Here is a 15,282-nt window from a genome sequence, read left to right as displayed (position 1 = left end):
TTCAAGGAGTGAATGCATTTTGAAGAAGAATGGAGTGAGTACTGTTTGAAAGTTAAATTAAAGGCAAGGAAGTCCTTTGCCGCATTCATCATCCTTTCCTTGATCTTCAACGGATTTATGGCAATCGGGGTGAGCAACGCCGCAAGCGGGCCGACAACGCGGGATTTTGAAGCCGTTAATGATTTCTTTGTCGATAATTCCGGCAATTACCCTAACGGGGATCCCTATAACCCGAAGTCCGGAAACTGGGTAGGGAGCGCGGCAGATCCCGCCTATGGCGAGGCGCAATCTGCCGTGAAATTCGATCTTTCCTCCATTCCGGGCACGGTGACGGTTTCCAAAGCGGAATTCTCCATTTATGTGAATAGTGTTTTGGGAAACCCGACTGTATATAAACTATGGGGTTCGAGTAATGACGCTTGGAATGATAGTCAGCCCACCATGATATCGAAAGATCAATTGCTTCAAATTTATAATGGACCGTTTAATACGACGAGTCTCAGTCAAGGAAGATGGATTACGCTTGATGTAACGGGCTTTGTTCAAAATCAGATGGCGCCGAACGACAAAAAAGTCAGTTTTGTATTAACCGGCGATCCCTCGGGTGATGCCTCATTTGTTTTCAACTCCAAGGAATCTACAGACAGTCAAAGCAATATATATGGATTTGCCAATCACCCGAAAATAACGATGACCTATACAACCAAGAGCAACAATGCCGATCTTAACGGCTTAAGTCTGTCGAGCGGAACACTCTCGCCTGCGTTTGCTCCAGGAACCACAAGCTACACCGCCACGGTAAACAGCGCAGTTGCAAGCGTGAATGTGATCCCGATTGTCGCGGACAACACGGCAACGGTCAAAGTGAATGGGGCATCAACAGCCTCCGGAACGCCGGTTCCGATCTCTTTGAATACAGGTCCGAATACGATTACCGTTGATGTCACTGCAGAGGATGGAACAACAAAGAAAACGTACTTCGTTATGGTCACCCGGCTGCCATCCTCCAATGCGGACCTGAGCAATCTTACGATCAGTGCCGGCACGTTAAGTCCGGCTTTCTCCCCGTTTACGACCAGCTACACGGCATCTGTTGATTATAGCGTCTTCAGCATCTTCGTCACGCCGACTATGGCGGATAGCACAGCTTCCGTTAAAGTGAACGGAAGTCCGACGCCAAGCGGGTATGCGGTGAACGTGCCGCTGAACGTGGGATCGAATACGATCACGGTTACGGTGACTGCCCAAGATGGTACGACACAAAAGAACTACAACATAACCGTCAACCGGGCACCCTCTTCCAATGCCAATCTGAGCAATCTTGCGCTTAGTTCCGGTACGTTAAGTCCGGCTTTCTCCCCGTTTACGACCAGCTACACGACGTCTGTCGGCAATAATGTCAGCAGTATTGCAGTTACGCCGAGTGTCGCGGATAACACAGCTTCGGTGAAAGTAAATGGAAGTGCGGCGGCTGGCGGCTCGGCAGTGACTGTACCGTTGAACGTGGGATCGAATACGATCACGGTTACGGTGACCGCACAAGATGGAATGACACAGAAGACATACACCGTAACGGTCATCCGGGCTTTATCATCCAATGCAGACCTGAGCAATCTTACACTCAGTACCGGTACGCTGAGTCCTGCTTTCGCCTCCGGTACGACAAGCTACACGGCGTCTGTTGCCAACAGCGTCAGCAGTATCACCGTCACGCCGACAGTGGCAGATAGCGCGGCTTCCGTGAAAGTAAACGGAAATACTGCGACGAGCGGGTCTGCGGTGACTGTTCCGCTGGAAGTGGGTGCGAACACGATCACGGTCCTCGTTACAGCCCAAGACGGAACGACACAGAAGACCTATACCGTAACCGTCACCCGAGCAGCGTCTTCAAATGCCAATTTGAGCAATCTTACGATCAGTGTCGGAACATTAAGTCCTGCTTTCGCCTCGGGCACAACCAGCTACACGGCGTCTGTTGCCAACAGCGTCAGCAGTATCGCCATCACGCCGACAGTGGCAGATAGCACCGCTTCCGTGAAAGTGAACGGAAATGCGGCGACAAGCGGGTCTGCGGTGACTGTACCGCTGGCAGTGGGTGCGAACACCATCACCGTCCTCGTTACAGCCCAAGATGGAACGACACAGAAGACCTATACTGTAACCGTCAACCGAGCAGCGTCTTCAAATGCAAATCTAAAAAGTCTTACGATCAGCTCGGGTACGTTAACTCCGGCCTTTGCCTCGGGAACCACGAGTTACACGGCTTCCGTTGCCAATAGCGTGAGCAGTATCGACTTCACCCCCACCGTGGCGGATAGTACGGCTTCCATTAAAGTGAACGGTAATGCGACCGCAAGCGGAACGGCGGTGACCGTACCTTTGAATGTGGGACCCAATACGATCGCCGTCTTGGTTACGGCACAAAATGGAACGACACAGAAGACCTACACTGTAACGGTGACTCGAGCACCTTCCACCAACGCCGATTTGAGCACGCTTACGATTAGCCACGGAGTGCTGAGTCCGGTATTCGCACCCGGAACATTCAGCTATTCAGTAAGCATCGACAGTGACCTTCGCAATATCAATATTACGCCAACGGCGGCAGACAGCACGGCCGCAATAAAGGTGAACGGAATCACGGCAACTAGCGGATCCGCGGTAACGGTAGCGTTGAAGAGAGGAACGAACATCATCACCGTGCTCATGACGGCACAAGATGGAACGACACAGAAGACGTACACCGTAACAGTAAACCGATCAACAACTCTTTAGAAAACCGCACAATTGACCGCATTGACTCTGGATCAAGGTAATCGCACAGCAAAGAGCAGCAAGGATTTTCCTGCTGCTCTTTGCTTTGGTTTTGGTTGGTAGTTTTAAGATTGTTTAATGGAGGAAATGAACACATGGGAGTAAGAAAGAGTGGGGCTTCCTATCTACTGAAGTTCTTAAAAATTGTACAAACTCTCGTCACAACCGGCGTTGTGGGCATAGCGGCTATCTTTGCGCCTGAACCGTCCGCGGCGGCAGCGGGAGATATCGTGGTGACGTCAAGGATCGACCTGCCGGATTCGAATCCAAGCGATGGTATTTGCAGCACGGCCGTTGGGTGTACCCTTCGCGCCGCCATCCAGACCGCGAACAACAGGTCAGGTGAGGACACGATTATACTGCCTCCCGGTACGTATCTCTTGGCGCTGTCGGGCATAGGCGAAGAAGCGTCTGCTGCCGGTGACCTGGATATTTTAGAGAGCGTAAACATCATTGGTTCTAACGGCAACCCTGACAGCCCCGCGTCCGCGACAGTAATCGATGCCGGCGGGATCGACCGCGTCTTTGAGATCAATCCGGAGCCTTGGGACAAAATTATCAACGCTTCCTTCAAGGCGCTGACCATTCAGAATGGAAACGATATGGAAACCTTCGACAATGCGGGTGGTGGCGGCATTTATTATGAGGCAACAGACGGTAAAAATTCTCCCGCCGGCCATTTGACGATTTACAACTGCGTGATTACCAATAATCGGACGACTAATGTTTTTGGTATCGGCGGCGGCATCTTTCTGGGTAACTATGACAACAGGGTGGATGCATTGGCCATGATAGAAAAGTCTGTCATAACCGGCAACTATACCACTCAGTGGTATGGCGGCGGAATCGGAAACGCCGGTATGCCGTTGGAGATCAGGGACTCCACCATTTCGAACAACCAAGCCAGAAGCAGCGGCAGTCGGAGTTCACCCGGCGGCGGCATCTATGCGCACGGCAGTAAGGGTAAACTGACCATTCAGAGAACCACCATCAGCAATAACAGTGCGCAAGGTGACAGCAGAGGCGGCGGCATCTACGTCGTGGACCAGCCGGTCACAATAGAGAACACAACGATTAGCGGTAACGTTGCCGGCAGTGATGGCGGCGGCATTTGGTGGAACAGCCCCTCGAACAACTTGATGATAGCCAACGCGACGATCACCAAGAATCAAGCGCTAACAGGCGGGGGCGTGACGGAAGGCGGCGCCGCCGGCATGGTCACGCTTCGAAACAGCATTGTGTACGGCAACACGGCGATTGCGACCAACCCGGATGTTCAGGGAACTTTTGATACGGCCACATACAACATCGTCGGGAATACCGCGGGAGCCACAGGTATTTATAATGACGTCAATGGAAACAAGGTCGGGGTCGACCCGCTCCTCTCGATTCTCGGAAACTGGGGAGGCCCGACTCAGACTCACAAGTTACTGCCGGGGAGCCCGGCGATTGAGGCGGGAGACAATATAGCGGCTCCCGTGGGGAGGGATCAGCGCGGCAATCTCCGTATCTTGGATTCGGCGGACAGCGACTCAGTGGCCCGAGTCGACATCGGTGCAGTGGAGGCGCATCCCACGGTGTCCGATATTAGTAACCAAGGCGGTGTCGCGGGAACTCTTGTGCTGGTGCCCTTCTATGTGGGTGACGCATCCGCGGGGGTGAACATTAGCACGACATCCAGCAACCAAGCTGTGATTCCGGATAATAAAATTACAATCGTGAACGGTAACACCTACAATCCCGTGCTGCAGATTATTGGGGCATCCGGGGGGACTGCGACGATTACTGTAACGGTTACCGCCGGGGGCGACACCGCATCGGACAGCTTTACGATCACGTTAGCCGGCAGCAGCAATGCCAATCTAAGCGGCCTCACGATCAGCCAAGGCTTATTAAGTCCCGCATTTTCATCAGGAACAACAAGCTATACAGCAAGCGTAGGATATGAGGTGAACAGCATAACCGTTACACCAATTGCGGAGGACATCAATGTCTCTATCAAGGTCAAAGATGTAACGACTTCGAGCGGCAGTCCCGCATCTATACCTCTGAGCGTCGGACCAAATCCGATTGATGTTCTGGTGACGGCACAAGATGGAACGACACAGAAGACGTACACCGTGATCGTCACCCGTGCTGCATCCACGAATGCGGATTTGAGCAATCTTACGCTGAGTGCCGGTACGTTAAGTCCGGTATTTGCATCCGGTACGACCAGCTACACGGCTTCTGTAGCCAACAGCGTGGGTACTATCGCTATCACGCCGACTGTTGCAGATAGTACGGCTTCCATTAAAGTGAACGGTAATGCGACCGCAAGCGGAACCGCAGTGACTGTACCTTTGAGTGTGGGATCGAATACGATCACCGTCTTAGTTACCGCGCAAAATGGAACGACACAGAAGACCTACACCGTAACGGTGACTCGAGCACCTTCCACCAACGCCGATTTGAGCACGCTTACGATTAGCCACGGAGTGCTAAATCCGGTATTCGCACCCGGAACACTCAACTATTCAGTAAGCATCGACAGTGACCTCCGCAACATCAATATTACGCCTACGGCGGCAGACAGCACGGCCGCCATAAAGGTGAACGGAATCGCGGCAACAAGCGGATCCGCGGTAACGGTAGCGTTGAAGAGAGGAACGAACATCATTACCGTGCTCGTGACGGCACAAGATGGAACGACACAGAAGACGTATACCGTAACAGTAAATCGATCAACAACTTTTTAGAATAACGCAAAAAAGCCGTTTCCAATGTATGACCGGAAACGGCTTGGATTCGTTCAGAGTAGTGCTAAGTTCGTTCAAGGCTCAATTGATCATCGTCCCCGAAAGCTTGAGGAGCGATGGTGACATCCGGCTCTGTTTGTGTCCGGTGATGAACGGAGGCGGCAAGTCTGCGGCGGCGGTTCGCCTCGGAGAGCTCCATCTCCAGATGATCCGCTTCGACATCCGACAGGGCAAACGCAATCTCGTTGCCGAAATCATCGGTCGCTTTGATCAAAACATAACTGTCGGCGTCCTTCGGCGACATGTTATTGGCCCGCAGGTGGATATCCCCGATCTCGTATCGAACTTTCGTCACAATCACCAATATCGCCTCCACGAAGAAGCATCAATAGGCATATGATGGCGCAATTGGAAGCTGCTTATCCAAACAAAAAGGCCAATCCGCCTAAGAAGATTAGCCCTTTATATTTCCGGCTCATAACGGTAACGATCCAAATCGATGCGACCCCGGGAAGACACTTCTACACCTTCGTCCTCGAGCCCTTGAATCTGGAGTTCGCGATAGTAAGGCTCGCTCAGCCCGATTTCACCTTTGGCATTGATGACCCGGTGCCAAGGCAAACCGTGCTTGCCGCTCATGGCGTGCAGGATGCGCACAACCTGGCGGGCTCCGCGGGGACTCCCGGCACAGGCCGCGATTTGGCCATACGTCATGACCCGGCCGGCGGGAATGTCGCGAATGACCTCAATCGTTCTCTGCGTAAAATCATTCATCCGCGACAACACGCTCTTCCTGCATGAGGCCGCCCCGCTCCATGAGAGCCAGCACAGCTTCCGAGCATTTGGCCGGATGATATTCGGCGTTGCGCAGCGCAAGCAGCGTGCCTCGATGCTGGTCGGCCGCATACGGTTCCTGAATCAGCCGGAACCAACGGTCTATCGTCTCGGTCGAGGTCATCAGCTCGCCGAAACCGTGCGTGACGAAATATTCCGCGTTCTCTTCCTCTTGTCCGGGAATCGGTTCGTAGAACAGCATCGGGATGCCCTTGGACATTCCTTCGGTACAAGTCATGCCGCCCGGCTTCGTGATCAGCAGGTCCGACACGTCCATCAGCTTGCTGACTTCTTTGGTGAAGCCTATGACTTTCACGTTCGGATGCTGGAATCGCGGATCGCTCAGCAGCTTTTCCCGCGCTTTATCGTTATTGCCCATACACAGGATGAGCTGGACATTGTCCGCGTACGAGGTCATGTACTCCACGAGCAGTTCCCCGTACAGCAGCCCCCAGCCGCCGCCCATGATCAGCGCGGTAGGCATGTCCTTCAAATCAAATTGCTTCAAAATTTCCGCCCGGTCGTGGGGATGCCAGAAGTTCGGATGCACCGGAATGCCGGTCACTTCGATCCGCTCCTCCGGAACGCCTTGCGCAATAAGCTTGCCCTTCACCGTGGAAGTGCTGACTAAATACATGTTGACTTCCGGATTTGCCCAGGCCGCATGGGCATCATAGTCGGTAATCAAGGTATATAGAGGTATATCGAGTCCGAGCCGCTTCAGCCGGCTCACGACCGCGTTCGGAATCGGATGAGTGCAGACGATAACGTCGGGTTTTAATTGGCTGATCACATCGGATACTTGGTTGTAAAACAGACGATGCAGCGCGAACTGCGTCATCCGGTTGAGGGATTTATGGTAGTTGGCGCGATACATTTTGCCGACCAATTGAGGCTTCTTGGCAACGGTTTGACGATAAGCGCCAAGAATGAGCGGGCCAATCACAGGATTCAAAAAGGTGCCCAGCTCAATGACGCGCGTCTGGATCTTTTGCGTCAGCTGACGAAGACCCACAGCGAGCGCGTAGGCGGCTTGCGTATGTCCGGTGCCGAATCCTTCGGAAAGCAGAAGTACCCTCTTTTTGCGCATTTCAAACAGTCCCCCGTTTTCTTACTTCCATATTACGCGTAACCGGGACTTGTAACAAGTCCAGCATATTCCCGCGCTTTTCCTGGGCTTAGGGCTAGGGTAAAATCGAGCTAAACGAATACCCCGCAGGAGGGTGGATAAGAGATGGCCAAAGAGCAGCCCGGAAGCATTGTAAAAATCCATTATAAAACCGGTGAGTATATCGGAGAGACGGTGGAGAGCGATGGCAGACGCCTGTTGGTGAAAGTGCTGGCGGTGCTCGTTCATCCCACGCAAGGCGACCTGCACCACCCATATGATCCGGATACGCCGTTGTTCCACGAGCGCAAAGCGGCCGCTTATACCGAGAAGGTTTGGGTTCCCCTGCAAGACGCGGAGCTTTACAACGGTGCCATTCCGCCTTATAAGGACACGCTTCGGATTGCGCTTGGCGCGGAGATGGAGCGTATGGACCGGATGAAGCGGTGGGCGGAGCGCTGCCTCGAACAGCTTGCGGAAGTGCGCAAAGATTATGGATTGTGAGGTTCCTTTTACCGGATTGAAAATGTTCGATGGCTGTGATAAAGTGGTATGCAGAACGGATTGACCAAATTGTTTTTTTAGTCAGTTTGGTATCCACGGAGGGGAACGACGAATTGGCAATGGAACGCAAACCGGTCGATCGGCGCAGGCAGGTGATTGAAGCGGCAGCACGATCATTTCAGACGTTCGGCTACAAAGCGACGACTATGGATCAAATCGCAAAGCTTGCCGGTGTGGGTAAAGGCACGATCTACACTTTTTTCACCAACAAAGAGGAGCTGTTCGAGGAAATCATGTCCGGCCTGATCGCCGAACTGAAGGAGATGGCGGACAAGACGCTGCGGCCGGAGCTTCCGTTCACGGATAAACTGATGGAAGTGCTGCACCGGCTGTACGACTATCGCGAGAAGCATGCGCTGGCCGTGAAGCTGGCCCAGGAAGTCCGCGATATCGGAACCCCGATGGCAAGAGAGGGGCTGGATAAGCTGGAGCTGGCCGTGGTCGGTTACATCGCCCGTCATGTGAAGGAAGCGGCAGACAAAGGAGAAATCAAACGCTGCGATCCCGAGCTGACCGCCTATGTCATGCTGAAGACGTACTTGGCGTTGACGGCGGAAAGCCATCACCTGCACAAGCCGCTGAATCAGGAAGAAGTACAGGCGTATTTTCGCACGTATTGGATGGAAGGGTTGGCGTCGCGCTGACGCTTTCTTTTTTGATCAAAAGTGACCGAATGGGGAAAATGGTCAGTCGGTTTAGAGAGTGAATTTGGTAAGGGGGAGAAAACAACATGAGCATTTTCGCGGAATTCCGCAGGTTGTCACGCAGTCGGATGGCGATGCTGTCCGTCACCGGTCTCTTGTTTATTCCTCTGCTGTACAGCGGGATGTTGATCGGGGCGTTTTGGGACCCGTACGGGAAGCTGAACGAGCTGCCGGTGGCCGTCGTCAATCAAGACGCCGGTGCCGTTATGGACGGCAAAACGGTCGCGGCGGGCAAAGAGCTGACCGACCGGCTTCAGGAGGAGCACAATTTCAAATGGGCGTTCACCAATCGCGAGGAAGCGATGCAAGGACTGCATGATCATCGCTATGCTCTGGCTTTTGTAATTCCGCAGGATTTCTCGGAGCGGACGACCACACTGCAAAGCGATCGGCCTGAACCTGCGCAGCTTCAATATTATGTAGATGACGGATGGAACTATTTGAATTCCAAAATCGGATCGGAAGCGGCCAACCGTCTGAAAGAAGAAGTGTCCAAATCGGTTACGAAGGCGTATGCGCAAGCGGTGCTTGACTCGGTCGGCCAAGCGGTGGACGGGTTAAAGCAGGCGGGAGATGGAGCCGCCAAGCTCGCGGACGGCGCCAAAACCGCGAACGAAGGCGCTCAGCGGCTGCACGATAATATGGCTAAGCTTGCGGACGGTACGCTGAGTATCGAGCAAGGGCTGAACAAGCTTAAAGACGGCTCGGTCAAGGTTGCGGACGGCGCACACGACACCGCGGCAGGCGGCGCTTCGCTGGCCGACGGGCTGAAGCAATTGGTAGATGCGCAGAAGAAGCTGGCTGATGGCGCGTCGCAAAGTGCGGCGGGCGCCACCTCGCTTGCCGACGGTGCGGACCGGCTGCGGTCCGGCACGGAGGCGCTGGCGGCAGGTGCCGCCGACGCTCATGTGGGCAGCCAAGCTGCGGCAACAGGTTCGGAACAACTGGCGGCCGGGCTGGAACAATACGCGAAGGCGCATGGCGGCATGAAGGACGACGCCGCATTCCAAAAGCTGCTGGAGACGGCCAAGCAGGTTGCGGCCGGAACCGGCAAGCTGCAGCAGGGCGTCGGCCAGCTCGATGAGGGTGCGAAGCAACTGGCGGCCGCACAGGGCCAGGCAGCGGATGGAGCGCATCAGCTGCAGCAAGGGCTGCAAACTCTCGGCGGCGGTCTGGAACAATTCGGAGGCAAGCTGTCTGAAGCATCCGCCGGCGCGAGCAAGCTAGCTACGGGCGCAGGTGAACTGGCAGCTGGAGCGGACAAGCTGCGTGACGGAATCGGCTCAGCCGGTCAAGGCTTCCGGGTTGTGCAGGACGGCACCGCTAAACTGGCCGGGGGCTCGCAAGATTTGGCGGGCGGACTCGCCAAGCTGACGGATGGCTCGCAAGAGCTGTCGGGTAAGCTCAGCGACGCCACGAAGGACGCCGGCACCGTGAAAAATGGAGACAAGCAGACGGACATGTTCGCGGATCCGGTTTCCGTGGATGAACACAAGCTCACGCAAGTTCCCAACTACGGTACGGGCATGGCGCCATACTTCCTGTCGCTCGGCTTGTATGTCGGCGTACTGTTGTCCACGGTTATATTGCCGCTTCGCGATTCGGCGGGAACCTACAAGAGCGGCCTGCGCTGGTACTTGTCCAAAGCACTTATCTTTGCTCCGGTGGTGCTGCTGCAGACCGTATTGGCGGACACCGTTCTGCTTTACGGATTAGGGCTGAAAGTTCCCCACGTATGGGCCTTTTATGTAGTAACCGCAGTTATCGCGTTGGCGTTCATGACGATTATTCAATTTTTCGTCTCATTGGCAGATCAGATCGGGCGTTTCATCGCCGTCATCCTGCTTACGCTGCAGCTGGCGGCAAGCGCCGGCACGTATCCGGTGGAGCTGCTGCCCGGCTGGCTGCAAGCGATCCATCCTTGGATGCCCATGAGCCACACGATTGAGGCGCTGCGCCTTGTCATCAAGGGGGCGCCGGCTTCGGACATTCTGGCTCCGCTGTCCGTACTGGCTTTGTACGCCGTCGTCTTCATCGGGTTGACGTTGGCCTATTTCCAACTGGCATTCCGTCATCAGAAAGCCGTTCTCGCACCGTAATTCAACATCAAATTCGAAAGGGGATTCCATACGGAATCTCCTTTTGCTTTCAATTAACGATTGTAAGTCAGCCAGAGTGACTATGGAGCGCGGGTGGCGGAGAGTGCGACGATTCAGCGTCAATTTTGCCGTGGAAATGTTCCTTCTTCGGATATGGGCATATTGTGCTAAATGTGTTAAAGGAGCGGCGGCAACATGTTCAAAATAACGCTCGAGATTGCCAAAGTACTGCTGCATGCGGCGGAGCAGCGCGCGAAGCAACTCGGTTTATCCCAGGATATCGCAATCGTAGACGAGGGAGGCAATTTAATCGCGTTTCATCGTATGGATGAAGCGCTAATTGCCGGGATCGACATTGCGATCAACAAAGCATGGACTGCTGTGGCCATGAAGAGACCGACTTCCAATCTCGCGCAATCGTCTCTCCCTAATGATCCCACTTACGGCATCAATACGACCAATCAGGGGCGGATCGTCATTTTGGGAGGCGGCATTCCGCTGACCAAAGACGGGAAGATGGTCGGCGGCATTGGAGTCAGCGGCGCATCCAGTGCGCAGGATATCGAGGTCGCCAATGCTGCAGTTCAGCGTTTCGAGCAGCTGTCGCAGGCACGTATCGGCAACATCCCGTATTACATCTAAACATCCGCTTCATTCAGGTCAGCCAACTGGCTGGCCTTATGTTATTTATGGGAACTTGGGCCTAATTTGCGTGCGATGCTCAACAAAATGGATGTTGTTTCCGTTATAGACAACAGGCAACCAAAACTCGTCATTTCGGAGGACAAAGTACATAATGAATACACGATATGGAACGAAATCGGTGAAACGCTGGATCGGCGCACTATTGATCGCATTGCTGGTCGCCAATGCGGCGGCAGGGCTCGTATCCGCGGAAGAGACGGTCAACTCCATTGAATTGCAAGGAGCGCCGTCGTCCCCTATTCAATTATATGTAGATGACGCAGCCGTCAACTTAACGGTGTGGGCTTACATCGACGGCTCTTCAGTCGCACGCAACGTAACGGCGGATGCCCTCTGGACCTCCTCTTCGTCTGCAGTGAAAGTGGACAGAGGGGTGCTGACGGCGACCGGATCCGCGACCGGTGTAACGATTACGGCGAAATATAAAACGAAAACCGCTACCGCCACGGTAAATGCCGATTACGTGTTCGGAGCGTTGAAGCTGCAATCGTCCGGTGCAGACGCGGCGGATCAAATGAATATCAAACTGGATGCGACCCTGTCGTTAGATGCGATCCGGATCGAAAACGACGGCTCGACCGGCGTTTCCGTCAAAGATTCGGCTCAGTGGGTTACTTCGAACAGCAGCGTCGCCACCGTCTCCAGAGGAGTCATAAGCTTGCTCAATCCGGGCACGGTTACAATTACGGCCAAGTATAAGGGGCGTGCGGACTCCGTCGTGCTCACCGTGACTTCGCCTTATAAGTCACTGGATATTAAACGCGGCGGCTCGCGGGTGTCTGCCCCGATCGAGCTGGAAGTCGGCGGAGACAATGTGGAACTGGAAGCCGCGGCCACATGGCAAGACGGCACATCTGCCCCATCGGTTAGCGATGTGGCTGTATGGACCACAAGCAACGCCTCCGTATTGAAGGTGGACAAGGGGGTTCTGACGACGGTCGGAGCGGGCAGCGCGGTGGTTACCGCCAAACGTTACGGAGTGTCCGACGCGGTCACCGTGTATGTCCGCACCCCGTATGAAGCGATCAAACTGACGTCGGCCCGAACGCTCAGCTTCACCCTTTACGGCGCGCCGATTCAAGTGAACGCAACGGTCGCCAAAGGCACGGAAGCCCCGATCGACGTCAGCACGACCGCAGTCTGGCAAGTCGCCGACCCGATGATCGCCGTGGTGGATGTTTCCTCTTCCGGCGTATTCGTCAAGCCGAAATCCGTCGGGTCCACCAAGGTGACCGTCACGTACAAAGGACTGTCCAAAGATCTTGCGGTAACCGTATACCCGAGCATCACCACCGTTGACATTCCGACTGACCGACTGAACCTGTTCGAAGGGGAAACCGTGACGCTTCCCATCGTGAAAGGCACGAACATTGCGGGCGACACCTTGGACATTTCTAAGCTCGTGGTGTGGAAATCGAGCGATGAGTCGATCGTCTCGATGGCTGACGGCAAGTTAAAGGCCATCAAAACGGGTACCGTCACATTGACAGCAGAAGTTGAGAACGAACCGAACCAACCGAAGAAAGCCGATACGATTCAAGTGGAAGTCCACAAAAACGTGCTCGCTCTGATCCCGGACAACGACTATGTGAGCATCGTGACCGGCAGCGAAACCGATTTGCCGAAAGTGAAGCTTACCTACACGGACGGCGACGAAGCGGATATTTCCGACAAGATCGAATGGAAATCTTCAAGCGCGAATCTGCTGATCAAAGCCGGCAAAATGAAAGGGCTTCTCCCTGGCGCCATGACGTTGACCGGCACTTATTTGAAAAAGACGGTGACGGTAAAGGTTCAAGTCGAGGAGAAATTCGTATCGTTCGACATCGTGCCGAGGTCCATCGCCTTAACACTGAACCGCAGCCAGCCGATCAAAGTGACCGCCACAACGGTCAGCGGCAAGAAGGTCAACCTCAGCAGCCGCATCGACTGGACGGCTTCAGCGGGCAACAAGGTGCAAGTGAAAGGGGCATCGGTCAAAGGATTGGCGGAGGGCAGCGGCAAGCTCACGGCCACCGTGCAGGGCAAGATCCTGGAGATTCCTTTCACGGTAACGGCGAAGCTGGTCAAGTTGAAGTCTTCCGATTCCTCCTTGAGTCTCAAAGCCGGAGAGACGGATACGGTTAAAATTGAAGCGGTGTACGAAAACGGCAAAACGATCGATGTTACGAAAACGGCTGTCTGGACTTCGAACAACCGCAAGGTGGCGACGGCGGAAGGCGGCGTCGTAAAAGCAGCCGGCAAAGGATCGGCTTCCATTAAAGCCGAATATCAAGGAAAAGCGATCACGATCCGAATTACAGTCAAATAGCGGTAAGCCATAGAACATAAAAAAAACGGGTTCCCCTGAGGGAGCCCGTTTTCCTTTCTATTATGGATTAATGAAGACCGTTTGGATCGTGGACCGGTAAACGATGTTGTATTGCAGCGCTTTGGCCATTAGTTCTACTGGGACGTACACTTGCTGTTCTTTGCCGACCTTTTGAAGATAAGGGGCTGCACTCAAGGTTACTTTTTTACCATTCACGGTGGCCGACTTGACGCCGACTGTAACCGATACTTTGTAAGAACCTTTCTGGAATACCGCGGTTTTCGTCTTGGCCGTCCATTGATACTTCGTACCGACTGCTTTCAGCAGGTCGCCGAGCGCCGCATATGTGATATTGTTTTTCATCGCCGGTTTATTCGCGCTGATGAGCTCCTTGCCTCCGATGACGAGGGATACCGGTACGTCGGTTTTTCTGGGCGCAGGCTGGCGGTATTCCTTCCATACCGCCGCCGAAAATGCCTTCGCGATGGCTTCATAGCCGGGCTGTCTCGGATGAATGTCCGGCTTCGAATTTCCGCCGGTGATGCCCAGGTTCATGTAAGTCATCAGCCCTTCTTGACCTTTGAACGCCTCCGCAATGTGCACGGACTCCACTTGGATCCCCTCGCCGCGAAGCTTAGCAGCCAATCCATCAACGGCCGAGGTCAGAGGGTTGACGGCCTTCTCAAATAATGCGTCATACAATTCCCGTTTGAAAAGCTTCGGCAAAGGCAAATATTGATCGGTCAGCAGGATGCGCGCGTGAGGGGCGAGAGAGCTTGTTTGCCGGATCGCTTTTTCAACGTTTTCTGTATATTTATTCATTATCGCGGATAATTCATCCTCTAATGCATTCAAAGCGTCTTCGTTCGAGAGCTGCAGCACCTTTTTCAAGAAATCGCCGAAATCATTGCCGCCAATGGTCATCACCACGAGATCGGCTTCACTCAGGGAAGCTTTCAACTCGACTGTGCGGGCCGCGACGCTGTCCGCCTGCTTCGTAACACGAGCGTCTTCAACCATGGAAAAATCCTGGAGATCCGCCGAGGTGAGCGGTATGCCGTCCGCCGCTCCTTGCAGCAGCTTGCTTAAGCCTTCCGTTCGAAGCCCCAAAATTCCGTAATTGTCCAGCTTGGCCCGGCCGTGAAATAACGCCTGCTCATACAGCCGGTCCGCGTACCCGTACGGAACGGATTTCTCCGTCTGGCCGGGTTCGTACCCATACGTGAGTGAATCGCCCAGCGCCACGATCCGATAGGGATGCGGGGGCGCGGCGCTTGCTCCGAGCGCGCTCGAGATCCCGCTCAGCAGCAGCGCAATTCCCACAACCAACGCGCACAACGAACGTGCCTTCTTCCTTTTCATCCGATCGTTACTTCCTCCCCTACCGAGCCCGCGAAAGCCCGTC

At 54.3% G+C, this 15,282-nt stretch carries 11 protein-coding genes; 7 read left to right on the top strand and 4 right to left on the bottom strand.

Annotated elements, in window-relative coordinates; translation table 11 throughout:
* Nucleotides 1-45 precede the first annotated feature (45 nt).
* Both E5161_RS08045 and E5161_RS08040 read left to right on the top strand, forming a co-directional pair.
* The gene (locus E5161_RS08045) at nucleotides 46-2,775 is read left to right on the top strand and encodes a cadherin-like beta sandwich domain-containing protein (protein ID WP_169306626.1); all 2,730 of its coding nucleotides are present in this window, start codon (nucleotides 46-48) and stop codon (nucleotides 2,773-2,775) included.
* Nucleotides 2,776-2,909: 134 nt separating this feature from the next.
* Nucleotides 2,910-5,552, top strand: a complete 2,643-nt coding sequence (locus tag E5161_RS08040) for a cadherin-like beta sandwich domain-containing protein (protein ID WP_136777201.1) — start codon at nucleotides 2,910-2,912, stop codon at nucleotides 5,550-5,552.
* Nucleotides 5,553-5,616: 64 nt separating this feature from the next.
* Here the strand turns inward: E5161_RS08040 and E5161_RS08035 are convergent, their stop codons facing one another.
* The 3 genes from E5161_RS08035 to E5161_RS08025 all read right to left on the bottom strand — a co-directional run bounded on the left by E5161_RS08035 (nucleotide 5,617) and on the right by E5161_RS08025 (nucleotide 7,476).
* Nucleotides 5,617-5,913, bottom strand: a complete 297-nt coding sequence (locus E5161_RS08035; RefSeq protein ID WP_136777200.1) for a hypothetical protein — start codon at nucleotides 5,911-5,913, stop codon at nucleotides 5,617-5,619.
* Between the two features lie 101 nt (nucleotides 5,914-6,014).
* Nucleotides 6,015-6,326, bottom strand: a complete 312-nt coding sequence (locus E5161_RS08030; protein WP_136777199.1) for an MGMT family protein — start codon at nucleotides 6,324-6,326, stop codon at nucleotides 6,015-6,017.
* Nucleotides 6,319-7,476 carry an MGDG synthase family glycosyltransferase gene (locus tag E5161_RS08025; RefSeq protein WP_136777198.1) on the bottom strand — a complete coding sequence of 386 codons (1,158 nt, stop codon included), beginning with the start codon at nucleotides 7,474-7,476 and terminating at the stop codon, nucleotides 6,319-6,321. Before E5161_RS08025 ends, E5161_RS08030 begins: the two co-directional genes overlap by 8 nt.
* A gap of 144 nt (nucleotides 7,477-7,620) precedes the next feature.
* Here E5161_RS08025 and kapB point away from each other — a divergent pair, with 144 nt between their 5' ends.
* From kapB to E5161_RS08000, 5 genes are all read left to right on the top strand, one after another.
* Nucleotides 7,621-7,998, top strand: coding sequence for a sporulation phosphorelay system protein KapB (gene kapB, locus E5161_RS08020; RefSeq protein WP_136777197.1), 378 nt, complete (start codon nucleotides 7,621-7,623; stop codon nucleotides 7,996-7,998).
* Nucleotides 7,999-8,117: 119 nt separating this feature from the next.
* Nucleotides 8,118-8,702: a TetR/AcrR family transcriptional regulator gene (locus tag E5161_RS08015; RefSeq protein ID WP_136777364.1), complete on the top strand. Its 585-nt coding sequence runs from the start codon at nucleotides 8,118-8,120 to the stop codon at nucleotides 8,700-8,702.
* Nucleotides 8,703-8,788: 86 nt separating this feature from the next.
* Nucleotides 8,789-10,861 (top strand): YhgE/Pip domain-containing protein, encoded by a 2,073-nt coding sequence (locus E5161_RS08010; RefSeq protein WP_136777196.1) that lies wholly within the window; start codon nucleotides 8,789-8,791, stop codon nucleotides 10,859-10,861.
* A 195-nt stretch (nucleotides 10,862-11,056) separates the two neighbouring features.
* Nucleotides 11,057-11,503 carry a GlcG/HbpS family heme-binding protein gene (locus tag E5161_RS08005; RefSeq protein WP_136777195.1) on the top strand — a complete coding sequence of 149 codons (447 nt, stop codon included), beginning with the start codon at nucleotides 11,057-11,059 and terminating at the stop codon, nucleotides 11,501-11,503.
* Nucleotides 11,504-11,657: 154 nt separating this feature from the next.
* Entirely contained in the window at nucleotides 11,658-13,877 is a 2,220-nt protein-coding gene (locus E5161_RS08000) for a hypothetical protein (protein WP_136777194.1), read from the top strand.
* 60 nt (nucleotides 13,878-13,937) lie between these two features.
* On the opposite strand, the gene E5161_RS07995 is transcribed toward E5161_RS08000, so the two are convergent.
* Complete coding sequence (locus tag E5161_RS07995; protein WP_136777193.1) at nucleotides 13,938-15,239, bottom strand: stalk domain-containing protein; 1,302 nt, start codon at nucleotides 15,237-15,239, stop codon at nucleotides 13,938-13,940.
* Nucleotides 15,240-15,282: the final 43 nt, after the last annotated feature.

Source organism: Cohnella pontilimi (assembly GCF_005049045.1).
GTDB classification, from domain to species: Bacteria; Bacillota; Bacilli; order Paenibacillales; family Paenibacillaceae; genus Cohnella; species Cohnella pontilimi.
Note: the sequence above shows the minus strand (reverse complement) of the source record. Positions and strands in the feature narration are given on the sequence as shown.